Origin of the sequence: Pantoea sp. alder81, from assembly GCF_020179835.1 — a bacterium.
In the GTDB taxonomy this organism is placed as follows: Bacteria; Pseudomonadota; Gammaproteobacteria; order Enterobacterales; family Enterobacteriaceae; genus Pantoea.
The window spans coordinates 150325-168369 of the sequence record NZ_JAIUDA010000002.1 but is presented as its reverse complement, the minus strand read 5'-3'; the positions used below and the strand labels follow the sequence as shown (position 1 = coordinate 168369).

Below are 18045 nucleotides of genomic sequence, written 5' to 3'. Positions count from 1 at the left end.
CAACGCGATTGACCCATTCATGGTACAGCGTTATGCAGACCGCAAAAACGCCACATGAAGCCGGTAAAGGGGGATGAGGAGTAAAGCGTACGCCGCATGGATGCGGCGTCCGAGGCTACAGGGATGTATTCACGCCGTCTTTACGGAACATCCCCCTTTACCGGCTGGAACGCACCACCAGACACAGCAACCCACCATCAGGCCCTCAAATGCGCCTGATGCTGTTCCAGCCACAAAGGAAAATCTTCGATTGGCATTGGACGGGCGTAATAATAGCCCTGTAAATGATCCACGCCGCGCTCACGCAGATAGTGCGCCTGCTCTGCGGTTTCCACACCCTCGGCCACCAACGCAATGTTCAAACGCTGCGCCAGTGAAATCACCATATCTGTCACCGTGGCATTAATCGCGTCGGTGCCAATGGCCGCAGTGAAAATCTTGTCAATTTTCAGCACATCGGGCTTCAGGTCTTTCAGATAAGCCAGTGAACTGTGTCCGGTACCGAAATCATCAATGGCCAGGCGCACGCCAATCTCATGCAGTTGCGACACCACAGACTGGTCGATCACCGGCAATGCATCGCGCTCGGTCAACTCGACCACCAGCTTAGGCAGTGGGTTTGCCGGCCACCAGATGTTTTGCAGATCCTCGACAATCGCCCGATCGCGGAAATGACTGGCAGCAACGTTAATCGCAATATGGAAAGAGGAACATTGCGGTAGATTAGGCAACTCATCCACCACTTTGGCTAACACAAAGCGCGTCAGTGGCGCTATCAGGTTCTGGCGCTCGGCTAACGGGATAAACACATCCGGCGCAACCCATCCCTGACGCGCATTATGCCAGCGCAACAGCAGCTCGATGCCATCACACTCGCCGCTTTTGGCATTGATCAACGGCTGGCAATACACCATAAATTCATTCGCAGTAATGCCATAACTGATTTGCCAGCTGAGGCTCATGCGGTTCGCTGTGGCTAACCAAACGATATAACCCATCAGCAAACTCAGCAGCACCGCCAGCGGTAACTGGGAAGGAAGCGTGTGCAGCGCCAGACGCGCCGGAGAAGGGCCATACAAGGTAATGCTGTACGGATAACGCAGTGAAGACTGGTCGAAAGCCACTTCATCTTCCGATGGCTCTGTCTCTTCAATCAACGGATTGCCGTATTCCAGACTCTGTCCGCCGACATTAAAAATAGCCCGTTCAACCCAGGGTAACTGCGGCTCCAGCAAATAGTTGGTCATCAACTCGACATTGATAACCTGCAGCAGACCATCGCGATTATCCAGTGATTTGGGCGTCCACAGCAGCAATACCGGTGAGCCCTTCAGCAGGTAATTATCCGTGGTCAGAATCATACGTTGATTGTTAATCGCCAGTTCCGGATAGGTCTGACTAAAGGAAATGTTGCGCGGACCGTAAATACTGGAGCAGTAAATACTGTCGTCCTGCACCAGCAGGATGGTGCGCACGGTCTGTAATGATGAAATCTTTTCGATCAACGGATAGCGCACCTGCGCGCAAGGTACACCGACCAGCCCCAGCGTGTTGTTGGCGGAGACATCCAGCGGAGAGAACATACGGTCAAAGCGCTCAATGGCGCGGCTGGCAAAATTCAGGGACTGCTGCTCAATACGCGATTTCTCTTCGATATAACGAAAAGTCAGCGTGAGAATAAGAACCAGCGCGGCGATCACCATCGCAATAAGCAAACGCTTACGGCGAAATTGACCGACAAATTGCTGGGGAATGAGCATCAGTAACCACCTTGGAAAACAAAAATTGAAGCCAAATTAACGTGTAGGTTATCGGCATGGAGGCGGCCAGGTTTAGCGCAGCGCAGAGAAAAAAAGCGGCACTAAAAAACAGCGCGGCCACTAAGGGCCGCGCGCAAATTAATGTATCTGGTTTACTCACGTGGAGGTAGCGTGAGATGCAGAAAAATATCTAATTGATTATTTTTTCAGCATGTCTGGTTAGTCACATTGAACTTTGATCGCCAGACCGCCGCGTGAGGTTTCACGATATTTGGCGTTCATGTCTTTACCGGTTTCGTACATGGTTTCGATCACCTTATCCAGCGAGACTCGAGGCTCACTGGTACGGCGCAGCGCCATGCGCGCGGCATTGATGGCTTTCACTGAAGCGATGGCATTACGCTCGATGCACGGCACCTGCACCTGACCTGCCACCGGATCGCAGGTTAATCCCAGATTGTGTTCCATGCCGATTTCAGCCGCAACGCACACCTGCTCCGGGCTGGCGCCGAGCAATTCCGCCAGACCTGCAGCGGCCATCGAACAGGCTACGCCAACTTCACCCTGGCAGCCCACTTCAGCGCCGGAAATAGAAGCATTCATTTTATACAGAATGCCGATAGCGCCTGAAGCGAGGAAATAACGAATGAAAATGTCCGGCGTCACGGTCTCGATGAAATGATCGTAGTAGGCCAGCACGGCAGGCACGATACCGCAGGCGCCATTGGTTGGCGCAGTGACCACACGTCCACCGGCGGCATTTTCTTCATTCACCGCTAAGGCAAACATGTTGATCCAATCAATCACGTTCATCGGGTCATTGGAGTGCTTGGAAGAAGAAACCAGCAAACGACGCAGTGAGGCAGCACGACGCGGCACGCGCAGAGGGCCAGGCAATACGCCTTCGGTATTTAGACCGCGATCGATACAGGCCTGCATGGTTTGCCACACGTTGCCGAAATAGGCATAAATGTCGTCACGGCTGTGCAACGCCAGTTCATTCTTCATCACCAAACCGGAAAGCGACAACCCGCTTTGATGGCAGTGGCTCAACAACTCTTTGGCAGAGTTAAACGCATACGGCACCGAGACTTCATCCAGCACGGATTGACCAAAATGCTCTTCATCAACGATAAATCCGCCGCCGATGGAGTAGTAAGTTTTGGACAGGATCAACAGATCACCAGCGAAGGCAAAGACCGTCATGCCGTTCTCATGCAACGATAGGTTTTCACTGCGGAACACCATGCCGCCTTCGCGTGGGAAGTCGACTTCACGTGCACCGTTCGCCAGCAGCAGGCGCTCGCGCTGTTCTACGTCTTTAATAAAGGCGGGGATGCTATCGATATCCACTGTGGCAGGTTCAAAGCCGGCCAGCCCCATAATGATGGCGATATCGGTATGATGACCTTTGCCCGTGAGCGACAGCGAGCCATAAACGTCGACGGCAACGCGCGTCACGTCTTGCAGCTTGCCCTGTTCGGCCAGCAGATCAACAAACTGCTTGCCCGCTTTCATCGGACCTACGGTATGTGAACTGGATGGGCCAATGCCCACTTTGAACATGTCAAAAACACTAATCACCGGTGACACTCCTCACAAATCTTATTCTGCACGGCTGAGGCCGTTTATGCGGCTAATAGTAATCGTCCGCGTGACTCAGCGAGCAGCTTTTCGCATGAAATAAACTAATTATAAGCCACAGAAATAGTTATCCCATTGTGCTGGTGTGAAGTGGATCGAGTTTATGGCCGAAGTATCAAGCAGTGCGGAACTCAGGGAAGGGCGATTTGTTGACTCAATGCGCGAATAATTCCGGCGGTCATGCCCCAGATAAAATAATCCTCATACCACGACAACCACACCTGATGCTGACGATGACCGCGGCGTAAGGTGAGTCCACTGTAGCGACTGAGGCGCAGTGCTTCAGCCAGCGGCATCGAAAAGGTGCTTTCCACCTCATCGGGATTGATATTGAGGGACAGACCTGCGGGAATGATACCAACCACCGGCGTGACGGCAAAACCGGTGCTGCTGGTGACGGGCGGTAAGACACCCACAACGTTGACCTGCGCAGGTTGAATGCCGACTTCTTCTTCGGCCTCACGCAGTGCGGTGTGAATAAGCGAATCATCCGTTGCATCCTGCATGCCGCCGGGGAACGCCACCTGGCCCGCATGCTTACGCAAATGTGACGAGCGACGCGTCAGCAGCAAACCCGGTTCAGCACCTGCAATCACCGGCACCAGCACGGCCGCTCGCCGGCCGCTGATGACGCTTTTGGACGCGCTCAGCGGCGGCTGCATCACAAAGCGGTTCAGGAACTGATCGAGCGTCAGGCTCATTTAAACCTCGTTGCTCAGACTGGGTAAAATACGATTGACCTTGTGGAAGGTCTCCTGATATTCCAGCTCGACATCGCTATCCGCCACCAAACCGCCTCCCGCCGCACAATAGAGATGTTGATTTTCAGCGATTAACGTACGGATGGTGATGCTGGTATCCATGCGACCGCACAGGCTGATGTAACCAATGCTGCCGCACCAGGCATTTCGCCGTTGCGGTTCCAGCTCCTCAATGATTTCCATAGCGCGAATTTTTGGTGCGCCGGTGATCGAGCCACCGGGGAAACAGGCGCGCAGCAGATCGGTCGCGGTGAGGTGCTGAGGTAATCGGGCTCGCACGGTGCTTACCAGATGATGCACCGCCGGGAAAGGTTCCACCACAAACAGCTCAGGGACATTGACGCTGCCGGGTTCAGCCACGCGGCCGATGTCATTACGCAGTAAATCGACAATCATCAGATTCTCAGCGCGATCTTTTTCCGCATGGGCGAGTTTCTCTGCCTGCAAGCGATCGGCTTCTGGATCGGCTAAGCGTGGCAGGGTGCCTTTAATCGGACGGGTTTCAATCTCCTTTTGCTGAAGCGAGAGAAAGCGTTCCGGTGAAAGACTGAGAATGACGCTTTTAGGCAAACGGATAAACGCACTGAAAGGCGCACGGTTGTCGCGGTTGAGTCGTAAAAAGGCCAGCCATTCGTCGCCGTGATAACTAGCCTTAAAGCGTTGTGCCAGATTCACCTGATAGCAGTCACCGGCCTGAATGTAGCGCTGAACCTGATCAAAACGCGCGGCGTACTCTTCAAAACTGAGATTTGATTGCCAGTCGCTGGTCAGCGCAAAACCTTGAGGCTGCGGAATCGCCTGTGCCTGGAGCCACTGCCAGCGTTGCCCGGCATCAGTGAGCGAAATTAGGGTGAGTTTTTGCTGATGATGATCAGCGATCAAAGCCCAATCGTAGATGCCTACGGCCATATCCGGCGTGGCGAGATCCTGATCGGCGCGCTGCGGCAGGGTTTCAAAGCGCCGCCCGAGATCATAGCCAAACAAACCCAGCGCACCGCCCTGAAAAGGCAGGTCGGCGTTAAACGCGGGTGAGCAGCCAAGTATTTCGCACTGCTGCTGCACCAGACGCAGCGGGTCGTCAGCGGAGAGGATCACCTTGCCGTCGCAGTCGATTTCTGTCATCTCACCGCGCGTGGTGAGCGTGGCACGCGGATCGGCCGTTAAAATGTCAAAGCGATTATCGGCGTGATCAGCATGGCCAGAGGTGAGCAGCATCCCCCAGGGACGATGAGCAAGCGCAGAAAAGCGGTGCAACAGCGCATCCGGCGTATACTTCAAATTAAGGGTTTTTACGATCATCGGGCTAATTAATCCAACAAGCAGGCGCGTAGCCTGGCATATTTTTTTGTCGCTGGCACCTGTTTGTTCCGCGTGGAATAATGCGTCCCCTTTTGCATCAGGAGCAAATAATGTTTACAGGTCTTCCAGCTTTATCTCATGAACAGCAACAGCAAGCTGTGGAACGTATCCAGGAATTGATGGCGGGTGGCATGGCGAGTGGTCAGGCGATTGCGCAGGTGGCACAAGAGATCCGTCAGAACTACAAGGGTGAAAGGATCCGGGCGATGTTCGAAGACGACGAAGACGAAGAAAACGAATAACGCCCGAAAGGGTTACAGCGCAGCGATGATTTTGATTTCTACTTTGTATTTGGGGTTCATCAGGCCAGCTTGCACGGTGCAACGTACCGGCGCGTTATCAGGTGATACCCACGCATCCCATGCACGATTCATGGCCGGAAAATCGGCTTTATCGACCAGAAAAATCGTGGCATCGAGGATCTTACTTTTGTCTGATCCAACACGAGTCAGAATCGCGTCAATCACTGCCAGCGCGTCAGCGGTTTGCGCTTCGGCATCGGCATCCAGATTTTCTGGCACGCTGGTGTAATAGACGGTCTGGTTATGCACAACGGCTTCTGACATGCGGGGTGCGGGATCAATACGCGTAATGGTCATGGTGTTCTCCTGTAATTTCGCTGCGCTAGCCTGCCATATCCTGTAGGCCGCTGTCATCTGTTGTGGTCGCCTCAGGGGAATCCTGACATAATTACAGTGTTTTTGACCAATCGGTGAGGATGTGTGGCAGACGATTTTGCAGCTGATGGCGCGCTGGCGCAGGCTATTCCAGGTTTCAAACCGCGTGCCGCGCAGCGTGAAATGGCGCAGGCAGTCATGGAAGCGGTGAAGAAGAGCGGTGAGCTGGTGGTTGAAGCCGGCACCGGTACCGGTAAAACCTATGCCTATCTGGCACCCGCACTGCGGGCGAAAAAAAAGGTCATCATCTCAACCGGATCTAAAGCTTTGCAGGATCAGCTGTATAACCGCGATTTGCCCACCATTGCCCGTGCCCTGAAGTTCAGCGGTAAAACCGCTCTGCTGAAGGGGCGTTCCAACTATTTATGCCTCGAACGTCTGGAGCAGCAAAATCAAACCGGTGGCGATCTCACTGTGCAGGCCCTCGGGGATTTGATCAACGTGCGCAGCTGGTCGAATCAAACGTCGGATGGCGACGTCAGCAGCTGTTCCGGCGTGGCCGAAGACAGCCCAATCTGGCCGTTTGTCACCAGCACCAACGATAACTGCCTCGGCAGCGACTGCCCGCTCTACAAAGATTGCTTTGTGGTGAAAGCGCGTAAAAAAGCCATGGATGCCGATGTGGTGGTGGTGAACCATCATCTGTTCCTTGCCGATCTGGTGGTTAAAGAGGGCGGATTTGGCGAGCTGATCCCAGAGGCCGATGTGATGATCTTCGATGAAGCGCATCAGTTACCCGATATCGCCAGCCAATACTTTGGTCAGCAACTTTCGAGCCGCCAACTGCAGGATCTCGCCAAAGACATCATTATTGCTTATCGCACTGAGGTGCGTGACGTGCAGCAGTTGCAGAAATCAGCCGATCGCCTGGCGCAATGCGCCCAGGATTTCCGTTTAACACTGGGCGAGCCTGGCTTTCGCGGCAACCTGCGCGACCTGCTGAGCGACAACAACATCATGCGTATGTTGACCCTGCTGGATGATGCGCTGGAACTTTGCTACGACGTGATTAAATTGTCGCTGGGGCGCTCGGCGCTGCTGGATGCGGCATTCGAGCGTGCCGCGCTGTATCGCACCCGGCTCAAACGTCTGCGTGCCATTGATGAACCGGGCTTTAGCTACTGGTATGAGTGCACCAGCCGCCACTTCACGCTGGCGTTAACCCCACTGTCGGTGGCAGAACGTTTCCGTGAAGTGATGGATAACCGTAAAGCGGCATGGGTATTCACCTCGGCCACGCTGGCGGTGAATGAGCAAATGAGCCACTTCTCCAGCCGATTGGGCGTCGATAAAGCCACCACCATGATTCTCGACAGTCCCTTCGATTACACGCAACAGGCGCTGTTGTGTGTGCCACGCAATATGCCGGAACCCAATCAACCCGGCGGTGCCCGTCAGCTGGCACGGATGATGAAACCGTTGATCGATGCCAATAAAGGACGCTGCTTCTTCCTCTGTACGTCGCACAAGATGATGCGCGAACTGGCCGCCGAATTTCGTGCCTCCATGACCTTACCGGTGTTGTTGCAGGGAGAAACCAGTAAAGGGCAGCTGCTGAAGCAGTTCCTTGAAGCCGGTAATGCCTTGCTGGTGGCGACCAGCAGCTTCTGGGAAGGGGTTGATGTACGTGGTGATGCGCTGTCACTGGTGATTATCGATAAGCTGCCGTTTACCTCACCGGAAGACCCGTTGCTTAAAGCGCGCATGGAAGATTGCCGCCTGCGCGGCGGCGATCCTTTTAATGATGTGCAACTGCCGGATGCGGTGATCACCCTGAAGCAGGGCGTTGGCCGTTTGATTCGCGACACGGACGACCGTGGCGTACTGGTGATTTGCGATCAGCGCCTGGTGTCGCGTCCCTATGGCGGCTTGTTCCTCAATAGCCTGCCACCCACGCCGCGCACCCGCGATCTACAGCGCGCCATCGCCTTCGTACGTCAGCCTGAGAAGCACTAATTTGTGCCAGGCTGTGTTAAGATGCGCGCCATTTTGACTTTCAGAGGTTGTTATGTCCGCCCGAATTTTAGCTCTGGACACGGCGACAGAAGCCTGTTCTGCCGCGCTGCTCAACGATCAGCAGATCGATGCCCGCTTTGAAATCGCCCCGCGCGATCACACCCAACGCATCTTACCGCTGGTCCAGGAGCTGTTGCAGGCGCAGCAGCTGGATCTGACTGCGCTTGACGTGCTGGCGTTCGGCCGTGGACCGGGCAGTTTCACTGGCGTGCGCATTGGCATTGGTATTGCGCAAGGGCTGGCGCTGGGCGCGAACTTGCCGATGATCGGCGTATCTTCCCTTGCCACCATGGCTCAGGGCGCATGGCGTTTAACCGGTGCTGAACGCGTGCTGGCCGCCATCGACGCGCGTATGGGCGAAGTTTACTGGGCTGAATACCAACGTGATGCTAACGGTGAATGGCAAGGTGCAGATTCGGAAGCCGTATTAAAGCCTGAAGACGCACAGGCGCGTATCGCCCAGCTAAGCGGCGAGTGGGCAACGGTCGGCACCGGCTGGGCGGCTTATCCACATCTGTTAAGCTCGACCGGCGCAACCTTAGTGACTACCGAAGTGATCTTGCCGGCAGCAGAGGACATGCTGCCACTGGCACTGAGTGCCTGGCAGCGCGATGAGTCAGTGGCGGTGGAAAATGCCGAGCCGGTTTACCTGCGTAATGAAGTGGCATGGAAAAAGTTGCCAGGCCGATAAGCGCCACGCAACTATTCCGTAAGCGCCCAGTCTAACTGAGAAATAACAGGAGAAGTGCTATGCCAATAAGTCGTAAAGGGATGTCTGGCGCTCTGTTAGCCTGCGCGTTGTTGCTCAGCGGCTGCGTTTCGGTGCCAGATTCCATTAAAGGGAGTTCTCAACTTCCACAGCAAGATTTATTACGTGTGATGAATGCGCCGCAGTTGTATGTCGGCCAGGAGTCGCGCTTCGGCGGTAAAGTGGTGAAGGTCACGAATCTGACCGGCATCACGCGTGTGGAGATTGCCACCCAACCGCTGGATGACAGTGCGCGACCGCGTTTAGGCTCTGCCTCCGTAGGCCGGATCTTTGCCGATATTCGCGGATTTGTTGATCCAGTGGATCTGAACAACCAATACATCACGGTGCTCGGCAATATTAAAGGCACCGAAAAGGGTGAGATTGGGAAAGCCAGTTACAACTTCGTGGTGGTGGATGTGCGCGGCTATCAGCGCTGGCACCTGACACAGCAGGTGATGACCCCACCGCAGCCTATCGATCCCTGGATTTGGTACGGACCGACGCGTCGTCATCCGGGTTATTGGGGACCCAATCCCTATTGGGGGATGAACATGAACACCGGCCCCGCGCAGGTGGAAACCATTCTTACCGAGTAATCCATCTTCATTATTTAACGGCCCGGTCGCGGTGCTCGCGACCGGGCTTTTTTATTGGATGCGCAACCGATGCGCGAAATTTAGTGATGCGCTTCGCAACCTGAAAATGCCGAAACAGGCAAACTGGTACAATCAGTTAAAATATTGTTAACAACACTGATTGCAGAGGCGGCGATGGCTACTCAACAAGAATATCGGGGTGATTCTTTGAATAAGGTTTGGCTTAAACGCTATCCGGCAGACGTTCCTGCGGAGATTAATGCGGACCGTTATACCTCTTTGGTCGAACTTTTCGAACACGCAGCATTGCAGTATGCCGATCAAACGGCGTTTATTAACATGGGCCAGCCGATGACTTACCGTCAGCTGGATAAGCAAAGTCGTGACTTTGCGGCCTGGCTGCAGCAAGGATTGGGCCTGAAGCAGGGCGACCGCGTAGCGCTGATGATGCCCAACCTGCTGCAATATCCGGTGGCGCTGTTTGGCGTGCTGCGTGCGGGGATGGTGGTGGTCAACGTTAACCCGCTGTACACGCCGCGTGAGCTCAAACATCAGCTAAATGACAGTGGCGCCAGCGCGATTGTGATTGTGTCCAACTTCGCTCACACGCTGGAAAAAGTGGTTGCGGAAACGCCGATCAAGCATGTGATGCTGACGCGTATGGGCGATCAACTTGCCCCGGTCAAAGCCACTCTGGTCAACTTCGTGGTGAAGTATGTTAAGAAGCTGGTGCCGAAATACCATCTGCCCGGTGCGGTGCCATTCCGCAGCGCGTTGCAGCAGGGCGCGCAGATGCGTTACCAGCGTCCGACGCTGACCAATAGCGATCTGGCCTTCCTGCAATACACAGGCGGAACCACCGGCGTGGCCAAAGGCGCGATGCTGACCCACGGTAACATGCAGGCTAACCTGGAGCAGACCAAAGCTACCTACGGCAAACTGCTGCGGCCTGGCAAAGAGCAGGTGGTCACGGCACTGCCGCTGTACCATATCTTTGCGTTAACGGTAAACGGCCTGCTGTTCCTCGATCTCGGCGGCACCAACCTGCTGATCACCAATCCGCGTGACATTCCCGGCTTTGTTAAAGAGCTGAGCAAGTTCCCGTTCACGGCGATTACCGGCGTTAACACGCTGTTCAATGCTCTGCTGAATGACGAAAACTTCAATAAGCTCGATTTCTCTACGCTGCGTTTATCCGCGGGTGGCGGCATGGCTGTGCAAAAAGCCGTGGCCGAGCGTTGGGAAAAACTCACCGGGCATTATCTGCTCGAAGGTTACGGTTTGACCGAGTGTTCACCGCTGGTGTCGGTGAACCCTTATGACATCACCTGCCACACCGGCAGCATTGGTCTTCCTGTACCCTCAACGGATGTGCGCATCGTTGATGACGAAGATAACGATGTGGCGCCAGGCGAGCCGGGCGAACTCTGTATTCGTGGTCCGCAGGTGATGGTGGGTTACTGGCAACGACCGGATGCCACCGAAGAAGTGTTGAAAAATGGCTGGCTGCACACCGGTGATGTTGTTACCGTTGATGGCGAAGGTTTTATTCGCATCGTCGATCGCAAGAAAGACATGATTCTGGTGTCAGGCTTTAACGTGTATCCTAACGAAATCGAAGATGTGCTGATGCAGCATCCGAAAGTGCGCGAAGCCGCGGCAATCGGTGTTCCCAGCGACCTTTCAGGCGAAGCGGTGAAAGTGTGCATCGTTAAAAAGGATCCATCACTGACCAAAGAAGAAGTGCTGGATCATTGCCGCCGTCAGCTCACCGGCTATAAAGTGCCGAAGATTATCGAGTTTAGAGATGAGCTGCCGAAGACCAACGTCGGCAAAATTTTGCGCCGCGAATTGCGTGACGAGGCGAAGCGAGAAGGGCAGTAAGCTGCCACTCTCCCAAGGTTAACGCCGGCTCAGTCCGGCGTTTTTATTGCTTTTAACATGGAGCGCTGCGCGAAGTGTGCCGCAGCGAGAATGAATACGTGAATTACACTTTGATCGACCAAAACAGCCAGCTGGCTGCCGTGTGCGAACAAGCGCGCCAGCATGACGCCGTTGCGCTGGACACTGAATTCGTGCGCACCCGCACTTACTATCCACAGTTGGGTCTGATCCAGCTGTTCGATGGTGAACAACTGGTTCTGATCGATCCGCTGAATATCAGCGACTGGGCGCCGTTTGTCGCGCTGTTGCAAGATACCCACGTCACCAAGTTCCTGCACGCCAGTGGCGAAGACCTCGAAGTGTTCCTGCATCGCTTTAAATGCTTGCCCAATCCGATGGTGGATACGCAGGTTTTAGCCGCATTTGCAGGGCAACCGCTGTCGTGGGGCTTTGCCTCAATGGTGAACCACTTTAATCAGATTGAACTGGATAAAAGTGAATCCCGCACTGACTGGCTGGCGCGCCCGCTCACTGAGCGCCAGTGTGTTTATGCCGCAGCAGACGTGGCTTACTTGCTGCCGATTGCGCATCAGTTAGTGGAGCAGACCGAAGCCGCGGGCAACATGGCTGCTGCGCTGAGTGAATGCGATAATCTGTGCCAGCGTCGTCTTGACGTTTTGCAGCCAGAGGATGCATGGCGTGACATCACCAACGCATGGCAGTTGCGTCCGCGCCAATTGGCTGCACTGCAGCGCCTCGCTGCGTGGCGTTTGAACATTGCCCGTCAGAAAGATATGGCGGTGAACTTTGTGGTGCGTGAAGAGAATTTGTGGAAAGTCGCGCGCTTTATGCCGGGTAGCTTAGGTGAATTGGATCATCTGGGTCTGAATGGTCACGAAATTCGCTTCCACGGGAAAGCGATGGTGGCGCTGGTAGCCGAAGCGCAGGCACAGGATGAATCCACCTTGCCACAGCCGCTGCCCAATCTGATTGACCATCCGCATTACAAACAGGCATTTAAAGCGATCAAAGCCCTGGTGTTACAGGTAAGCGAAGAGACGGGTTTCAGTCAGGAATTGCTGGCTTCACGTCGCCAGATTAATCAGGTACTGAGCGTTTACTGGGGCTTGAAAAGCGGATGCCGCACACCCGAATTGCTGACCGGCTGGCGTGGTGAATTGCTGCAAAAACGTATCGACGAGATCCTGCAGGCCTTATAAGCCGAAGGTTTTCCCCTGCGCACAACGCAGGGGAAAATCAGGAACCCGCTACTGTCATTTAGGCTCGTCTTCCGTCTCCGGCAGAGTGACGTTAAGCTCCAGGATGGAGATATCGTCCCCTTTCTGATCCAGCTGAACGGTCACCATATCCGGATCAATCTTCACGTATTTACAGATCACTTCCAAAATATCGCGCTTCAGTTGTGGCAGATAGTGGGGCTCACTGTCGCCCCTTCTGCGTTCGGCTACGATAATCTGCAGCCTTTCCTTGGCTATGTTGGCTGTGTTCTTCTTACGGGATAAAAAGAAATCTAATAATGCCATTGGTTATCCCCCGAACAGGCGTTTCAGGAAACCCTTCTTCTCTTCTTCAATAAAGCGGAAGGGGCGTTCTTCGCCAAGCAGGCGATCTACGGTATCAGCGTAAGCTTTACCGGCGTCAGAGTTAGCGTCGAGAATGACCGGCTCACCCTGGTTCGAGGCACGAAGTACCGACTGATCTTCCGGGATCACACCCACCAGTGGAATGCGCAGGATTTCCAGCACGTCTTCCATGCTCAACATGTCACCACGCGTCACGCGGCCTGGGTTGTAACGGGTCAGTAGCAGATGCTCTTTCACCGGGTCCTGGCTGTTTTCAGCACGACGCGATTTAGAAGAAATGATGCCGAGGATACGATCGGAGTCACGCACGGAAGAGACTTCCGGGTTGGTGGTGATAATCGCTTCATCCGCGAAGTACAGCGCCATCAGTGCACCGGTTTCGATACCCGCTGGCGAATCACAGACGATGAAGTCAAATTCCATCGTAGCCAGGTCGTTTAATACTTTTTCTACGCCTTCGCGGGTCAGCGCATCTTTATCGCGTGTTTGTGAAGCAGGCAGAATATAGAGTTGCTCCGTGCGCTTGTCACGAATCAGTGCCTGGTTCAGTGTTGCATCGCCCTGGATGACGTTGACGAAGTCATAAACCACACGGCGTTCACAGCCCATGATCAGGTCGAGGTTACGCAGACCGATATCAAAATCGATGACGACAGTTTTTTTGCCTTTCTGCGCTAAACCGGTTGCGATGGCCGCGCTTGACGTGGTCTTGCCAACGCCCCCTTTACCCGATGTAACTACAATGATGCGTGCCATAAATGTTGATTTCCTTAACGAAAGAAAAGGGGCCTAATAAAGTGTCTGAATGGTGAGCGCGTTGTCTTTAAGACACAGACGCGCAGCTTTACCAAAGAATTCCGCCGGAATCTGATCAATCATCCAATACTCCCCGGCAATAGAGACCAACTCGGCTGCGAGGTTGGTGCAGAAAATCTGGCTGTCGCGTTCACCGCTGGCACCGGCCAGCGCACGACCGCGCATCATGCCGTAAATATGAATATTGCCGTCTGCCACCAGTTCGGCACCGGCGCTGACGCTGTTGGTGACGATAAGGTCGGCATTACGCGCGTAAATCTGTTGGCCTGAGCGCACTGGCGTATTGATGATGCGGGTTTTACTGGTGGTTTCAGCGACCGGCGCCACAATGGGCGGGGCTTCTTCTACCACTGGCGCTTCCGCACGCTTGCGATTCTCTTTGCCTTCTGACAGCACCGGCAAGCCTGCACGGGCAATCATCTTTTTCAGGGTTTCATCTTTACAACCGCTGACACCGACAATGCGTAAACCGGTGGCGATGACCGCCTGCTGCATCTGCTTCCAGTTGATGTCACCGTTCAGTGCTGACACGTTGAGCACCACCGGTGCATTCTGCAAAAACGCAGGTGCCTGGTCGATTTTGTCCTGCAGCGCCTGACGAATCACCTCGGGTTGCGAATGGTGCAGATGAACCACTGACAGGGTAAAACTGCTTCCCTTGAATTCGATTGGCGTTTGCGACATCTGTCCTGACTCAGTCCTGTTTTACGACCCTAAGATGTACGTCGATAAAATCATCATTAACATCAAACGGTCAATATTCGAAGTTCTGCAAGCATGTTATAGTTACTGCTATATTCAGGCAAGTGACGCCACAGGTTAATTCGAGTAAAAAATATGTTTTGTGTGATCTACAGAAGCCCGCAACGTGAACAAACTTATCTTTATGTTGAAAAAAAAGACGATTTTTCACGTGTTCCTGAAGAACTGCTGCGCGGCTTTGGTAAACCCCAGCTGGCCATGGTGCTATCACTGGACAAACGCGACAAACTGGCTAATGCAGATATCAATAAAGTTAAGCAAGGTTTGAGCGATCAAGGCTATTATTTACAGATCCCACCACCGGTTGAAAGTCTGCTCAACATTCACCTTGATCAGAGTAAAAAAGTTTAATTCGGATTCCTCTGTAAATATGCCCTGTAAATATCCTCAGTGTTATTTGCATTAATTATTCGCCCGCTTTAAGCATTATTGCGGGCAATAATTTCAGGCGGTGATCCTGTTTGTTGAGCATGATTAACGACTTTTGACAATTTCCGCCACGTCTGCCGCCATAAAACCGCTAATATAATCCTCCTCAGCTTGCCGCGTTCCGGCACTGAACCTGACCTATCCGCCAGTCAGACTGGCATCAAACACAACTAATGCAGGGGAACAGCATGTATCAGCATCGTAACTGGCAGGGCGCTTTGTTGGATTATCCCGTCAGCAAAGTGGTTTGCGTGGGCAGCAACTATGCGAAGCACATCAAGGAAATGGGCAGTGCCACGCCGACAGAGCCGGTGGTGTTTATCAAACCGGAAACGGCGGTGTGCGATCTGCGTCAGCCGCTCTCGATTCCAGCCAACTTCGGCGAAGTGCATCACGAAGTGGAACTGGCGGTGCTGATTGGCTCAACGCTGAAACAGGCAACGGAAGAGCATGTGGTCAAAGCGATTGCCGGATATGGCGTGGCATTGGATCTGACGTTGCGCGACGTGCAGGCGGGCTTAAAAAAAGCCGGCCAGCCGTGGGAAAAATCCAAAGGGTTCGATAATTCTTGCCCGCTGTCAGGCTTCATCCCGGTTTCTGAATTCAGCGGTGACCCGCAAGATACCGAACTGAAGCTGGTAGTGAATGGCGAAGTGCGCCAGCATGGCAGTACAGCGGATATGATTCACAAAATCCTGCCGCTGATTGCTTACATGAGCCAGTACTTTACGCTGCGGGCGGGCGACGTGATCCTGACGGGCACCCCGGAAGGCGTGGGCCCAATGCGTTCTGGCGACAAGCTTGAAATTTCGCTGGCCGGTCACGGTATTACCACCCGCGTACTGTAAAACTTGCATCACCGCACCTAACCCTTTATAAGGTGCGGTCTTATTGCACAACCCGGACCGCGATCATGACTGAACAACCTTTCTGGCAGACAAAACGCCTTGACCAAATGGACGATGCAGAGTGGGAATCACTGTGCGACGGCTGCGGCCAGTGCTGCCTGAACAAGTTGCAGGATGCGGATACCGATGAAATCTATTTCACTAATGTGGCCTGCAATCAGCTGAATATCAAAACCTGCCAGTGCCGTAACTATGAGCGCCGGTTTGAGTATGAAGAGGACTGCATCAAGCTCACGCGTGAAAACCTCACCACCTTTAACTGGTTGCCGCGCACCTGCGCTTATCGTTTGTTAGGCGAAGGCGGGACATTGCCTGCATGGCATCCACTGGTGGCCGGTTCGAAAAAGGCGATGCATGCGCAGCGTATCTCGGTGCGTTTTATTGCGGTGCGGGAAAGTGAAGTGCGCGACTGGGAAGATCACATTATCGATCGACCCGATCGTAACGGGTGAAGTGAAAACAGGCAGCGAGAGCTGCCTGTTTTGTTTTGATTAACGGCTAAATAAATCGCGGCGTTTTGGCTTAAACGGCTGGGCAATCAGCACCAGCGCGCCGACCAGCAGATACGCGGCAAAGATAACGATCATCCACTGCGGCATACTCCAGGTCAGGAATGTCCAGCTGCGCTCTGCACAATCGCCACTGGCAACAAACACCGATGGCAGCCATTTATCCAGCGGCAGCCAGGTGGGGAAACGCGCAGCAAAGTCACAGGTGACAAACGGATTCGGGTGCAACTGAATATCCGTATGTTCAATCGAAAGCATCAAGCCCTTATAAGCGCTGTACAGCCAAATCAGGATTGCGGCCCAACGAATGGGCAGGGATTTTGGGGCGAAGGCGCCAACGATGCCTGCGCCCATGACGCCAAACAGCGCACAGCGTTCGTAGATGCACATCACACAGGGTTTCAGTCCCATGACGTGTTGGAAGAAGAGTGCAGCCAGTTCAAAAGCCAGTGCTGTCAGAGCCAGTAATAACCATGCTCCACGTCCACGTGAGCATTGATTCAAATATCGCAACATATTGCTTATCCTGTAACCATTAATGCTTCGCAGTGTAAACCAAAAGCGTAACCGTGCCAGCCAGGTAACGGGAAAAAATCATGTACAAAAATGACTTAAGTCTGATCCAGGCCATAAAAATCGCATTTACTGATCAAGCGGATGTTACGAAAGGTCAGTAGTACGCAAACGAGTGCGTTGATGTGTGACTGTTCAAAAACACCGCTGAATTTTGCGCCAGCGCGCGCTTTTAATCGGTTGTCAGTCTATTTACGCTATAGCCGCTCTGGTATGATGAGTGCCATTACGACAAAGAAAGCAATGAGAAATAAATGCTATGGTGATTAAGGCGCAAAGCCCCGCAGGATTTGCTGAAGAGTATATTATTGAAAGCATCTGGAACAGTCGCTTTCCGCCGGGATCTATCCTGCCTGCTGAACGTGAGCTTTCTGAACTGATTGGTGTCACGCGCACGACCTTGCGTGAAGTTTTACAGCGTCTGGCCCGCGATGGCTGGTTAACCATTCAGCATGGTAAACCTACGCGTGTGAACGATTTCTGGGAAACTTCAGGCCTCAACATTCTCGAAACGCTTGCCCGCCTCGATCACGATAGCGTACCGCAGCTAATTGATAATCTGCTGTCGGTGCGCACTAACATCGCGTCGATCTTTATCAGCCGTGCACTGCGCCACCATCCGGACAAAGCGCGTGAAGTGCTGGAAACCGCACTGAGCGAAGAGGACAAAGCGGAAGCTTACACTGAACTGGATTATCGTGTGTTCCGTGGTTTGGCCTTTGCGTCCGGTAACCCGATTTACGGTTTGATTTTGAATGGCTTAAAAGGGTTATATACCCGAGTGGGTCGTCACTACTTCTCTAATCCTGAGGCGCGTCATCAGGCTCGCAGCTTCTACCGTCAACTGGCGGATTTGTGCAGTGCGAATCCCACACAGGATCAGATTGTCGATACCGTACGTGAGTATGGGCGTCGCAGCGGAGAGATTTGGCATAGCATGCAAAAAAGTATGCCAGATGATTTAGCCAGCAAGCGCTAAAAGAAAACCGGACTTTC

At 53.6% G+C, this 18045-nt stretch carries 19 protein-coding genes; 10 read left to right on the top strand and 9 right to left on the bottom strand.

Annotation, left to right across the window (positions count from 1 at the left end):
* Positions 1 to 197: 197 nt before the first annotated feature.
* The 4 genes from LBW88_RS05715 to pabB form a co-directional block, all read right to left on the bottom strand.
* Positions 198 to 1760, bottom strand: a complete 1563-nt coding sequence (locus tag LBW88_RS05715) for an EAL domain-containing protein (RefSeq protein ID WP_224931787.1) — start codon at positions 1758 to 1760, stop codon at positions 198 to 200.
* A gap of 219 nt (positions 1761 to 1979) precedes the next feature.
* Positions 1980 to 3344 carry an L-serine ammonia-lyase gene (locus tag LBW88_RS05710; RefSeq protein WP_224931788.1) on the bottom strand — a complete coding sequence of 455 codons (1365 nt, stop codon included), beginning with the start codon at positions 3342 to 3344 and terminating at the stop codon, positions 1980 to 1982.
* Between the two features lie 191 nt (positions 3345 to 3535).
* A complete protein-coding gene (locus LBW88_RS05705; RefSeq protein ID WP_224931789.1) occupies positions 3536 to 4105 on the bottom strand; it encodes a CoA pyrophosphatase in 570 nt (189 codons plus the stop codon).
* Positions 4106 to 5464, bottom strand: coding sequence for an aminodeoxychorismate synthase component 1 (gene pabB / locus LBW88_RS05700; RefSeq protein WP_224931790.1), 1359 nt, complete (start codon positions 5462 to 5464; stop codon positions 4106 to 4108).
* Positions 5465 to 5574: 110 nt separating this feature from the next.
* On the opposite strand from pabB, the gene LBW88_RS05695 reads away from it, so the two are divergent.
* Positions 5575 to 5766, top strand: a complete 192-nt coding sequence (locus tag LBW88_RS05695; protein ID WP_224931791.1) for a YoaH family protein — start codon at positions 5575 to 5577, stop codon at positions 5764 to 5766.
* Between the two features lie 12 nt (positions 5767 to 5778).
* Here LBW88_RS05695 and LBW88_RS05690 read toward each other — a convergent pair whose 3' ends face one another.
* The gene (locus tag LBW88_RS05690; RefSeq protein WP_224931793.1) at positions 5779 to 6123 is read right to left on the bottom strand and encodes a RidA family protein; all 345 of its coding nucleotides are present in this window, start codon (positions 6121 to 6123) and stop codon (positions 5779 to 5781) included.
* 123 nt (positions 6124 to 6246) lie between these two features.
* On the opposite strand from LBW88_RS05690, the gene LBW88_RS05685 reads away from it, so the two are divergent.
* The 5 genes from LBW88_RS05685 (at position 6247) to rnd (ending at position 12668) form a co-directional block, all read left to right on the top strand.
* Complete coding sequence (locus tag LBW88_RS05685; protein ID WP_224931795.1) at positions 6247 to 8157, top strand: ATP-dependent DNA helicase; 1911 nt, start codon at positions 6247 to 6249, stop codon at positions 8155 to 8157.
* 52 nt (positions 8158 to 8209) lie between these two features.
* Entirely contained in the window at positions 8210 to 8908 is a 699-nt protein-coding gene (gene tsaB, locus LBW88_RS05680) for a tRNA (adenosine(37)-N6)-threonylcarbamoyltransferase complex dimerization subunit type 1 TsaB (protein ID WP_224931797.1), read from the top strand.
* Positions 8909 to 8967: 59 nt separating this feature from the next.
* Positions 8968 to 9564 carry a Slp family lipoprotein gene (locus LBW88_RS05675; protein ID WP_224931799.1) on the top strand — a complete coding sequence of 199 codons (597 nt, stop codon included), beginning with the start codon at positions 8968 to 8970 and terminating at the stop codon, positions 9562 to 9564.
* A gap of 207 nt (positions 9565 to 9771) precedes the next feature.
* Positions 9772 to 11448, top strand: coding sequence for a long-chain-fatty-acid--CoA ligase FadD (gene fadD / locus LBW88_RS05670; RefSeq protein ID WP_224931801.1), 1677 nt, complete (start codon positions 9772 to 9774; stop codon positions 11446 to 11448).
* Positions 11449 to 11546: 98 nt separating this feature from the next.
* Positions 11547 to 12668, top strand: a complete 1122-nt coding sequence (gene rnd, locus LBW88_RS05665) for a ribonuclease D (RefSeq protein WP_224931803.1) — start codon at positions 11547 to 11549, stop codon at positions 12666 to 12668.
* A 54-nt stretch (positions 12669 to 12722) separates the two neighbouring features.
* On the opposite strand, the gene minE is transcribed toward rnd, so the two are convergent.
* The 3 genes from minE to minC are packed head-to-tail and all read right to left on the bottom strand — an operon-like array spanning position 12723 to position 14552.
* The gene (gene minE, locus LBW88_RS05660; RefSeq protein ID WP_100700693.1) at positions 12723 to 12992 is read right to left on the bottom strand and encodes a cell division topological specificity factor MinE; all 270 of its coding nucleotides are present in this window, start codon (positions 12990 to 12992) and stop codon (positions 12723 to 12725) included.
* 3 nt (positions 12993 to 12995) lie between these two features.
* Positions 12996 to 13808, bottom strand: coding sequence for a septum site-determining protein MinD (minD, locus tag LBW88_RS05655; protein WP_084934493.1), 813 nt, complete (start codon positions 13806 to 13808; stop codon positions 12996 to 12998).
* 33 nt (positions 13809 to 13841) lie between these two features.
* Positions 13842 to 14552 (bottom strand): septum site-determining protein MinC, encoded by a 711-nt coding sequence (minC, locus tag LBW88_RS05650; RefSeq protein ID WP_224931804.1) that lies wholly within the window; start codon positions 14550 to 14552, stop codon positions 13842 to 13844.
* Between the two features lie 153 nt (positions 14553 to 14705).
* On the opposite strand from minC, the gene LBW88_RS05645 reads away from it, so the two are divergent.
* From LBW88_RS05645 to LBW88_RS05635, 3 genes are all read left to right on the top strand, one after another.
* On the top strand, positions 14706 to 14981 hold the full coding sequence (locus tag LBW88_RS05645; protein ID WP_058959843.1) for a YcgL domain-containing protein: 276 nt from the start codon (positions 14706 to 14708) through the stop codon (positions 14979 to 14981).
* A 266-nt stretch (positions 14982 to 15247) separates the two neighbouring features.
* A complete protein-coding gene (locus LBW88_RS05640) occupies positions 15248 to 15907 on the top strand; it encodes a fumarylacetoacetate hydrolase family protein (RefSeq protein ID WP_034828748.1) in 660 nt (219 codons plus the stop codon).
* Between the two features lie 65 nt (positions 15908 to 15972).
* Entirely contained in the window at positions 15973 to 16419 is a 447-nt protein-coding gene (locus tag LBW88_RS05635; RefSeq protein ID WP_224931806.1) for a YcgN family cysteine cluster protein, read from the top strand.
* Between the two features lie 39 nt (positions 16420 to 16458).
* On the opposite strand, the gene dsbB is transcribed toward LBW88_RS05635, so the two are convergent.
* Entirely contained in the window at positions 16459 to 16992 is a 534-nt protein-coding gene (gene dsbB / locus LBW88_RS05630; RefSeq protein WP_224931808.1) for a disulfide bond formation protein DsbB, read from the bottom strand.
* 316 nt (positions 16993 to 17308) lie between these two features.
* Here dsbB and fadR point away from each other — a divergent pair, with 316 nt between their 5' ends.
* A complete protein-coding gene (gene fadR / locus LBW88_RS05625) occupies positions 17309 to 18028 on the top strand; it encodes a fatty acid metabolism transcriptional regulator FadR (protein WP_045816077.1) in 720 nt (239 codons plus the stop codon).
* Positions 18029 to 18045: the final 17 nt, after the last annotated feature.

Bases quoted from the DNA above. Each gene is read 5' to 3' on its own strand.
- LBW88_RS05715 (WP_224931787.1), bottom strand. From the start codon at position 1,760: ATGCTCATTCCCCAGCAATTTGTCGGTCAATTTCGCCGTAAGCGTTTG.
- LBW88_RS05705 (WP_224931789.1), bottom strand. From the start codon at position 4,105: ATGAGCCTGACGCTCGATCAGTTCCTGAACCGCTTTGTGATGCAGCCG.
- pabB (WP_224931790.1), bottom strand. From the start codon at position 5,464: ATGATCGTAAAAACCCTTAATTTGAAGTATACGCCGGATGCGCTGTTG.
- LBW88_RS05695 (WP_224931791.1), top strand. From the start codon at position 5,575: ATGTTTACAGGTCTTCCAGCTTTATCTCATGAACAGCAACAGCAAGCT.
- LBW88_RS05690 (WP_224931793.1), bottom strand. From the start codon at position 6,123: ATGACCATTACGCGTATTGATCCCGCACCCCGCATGTCAGAAGCCGTT.
- tsaB (WP_224931797.1), top strand. From the start codon at position 8,210: ATGTCCGCCCGAATTTTAGCTCTGGACACGGCGACAGAAGCCTGTTCT.
- LBW88_RS05675 (WP_224931799.1), top strand. From the start codon at position 8,968: ATGCCAATAAGTCGTAAAGGGATGTCTGGCGCTCTGTTAGCCTGCGCG.
- minE (WP_100700693.1), bottom strand. From the start codon at position 12,992: ATGGCATTATTAGATTTCTTTTTATCCCGTAAGAAGAACACAGCCAAC.
- minD (WP_084934493.1), bottom strand. From the start codon at position 13,808: ATGGCACGCATCATTGTAGTTACATCGGGTAAAGGGGGCGTTGGCAAG.
- minC (WP_224931804.1), bottom strand. From the start codon at position 14,552: ATGTCGCAAACGCCAATCGAATTCAAGGGAAGCAGTTTTACCCTGTCA.
- LBW88_RS05645 (WP_058959843.1), top strand. From the start codon at position 14,706: ATGTTTTGTGTGATCTACAGAAGCCCGCAACGTGAACAAACTTATCTT.
- LBW88_RS05640 (WP_034828748.1), top strand. From the start codon at position 15,248: ATGTATCAGCATCGTAACTGGCAGGGCGCTTTGTTGGATTATCCCGTC.
- LBW88_RS05635 (WP_224931806.1), top strand. From the start codon at position 15,973: ATGACTGAACAACCTTTCTGGCAGACAAAACGCCTTGACCAAATGGAC.
- dsbB (WP_224931808.1), bottom strand. From the start codon at position 16,992: ATGTTGCGATATTTGAATCAATGCTCACGTGGACGTGGAGCATGGTTA.
- fadR (WP_045816077.1), top strand. From the start codon at position 17,309: ATGGTGATTAAGGCGCAAAGCCCCGCAGGATTTGCTGAAGAGTATATT.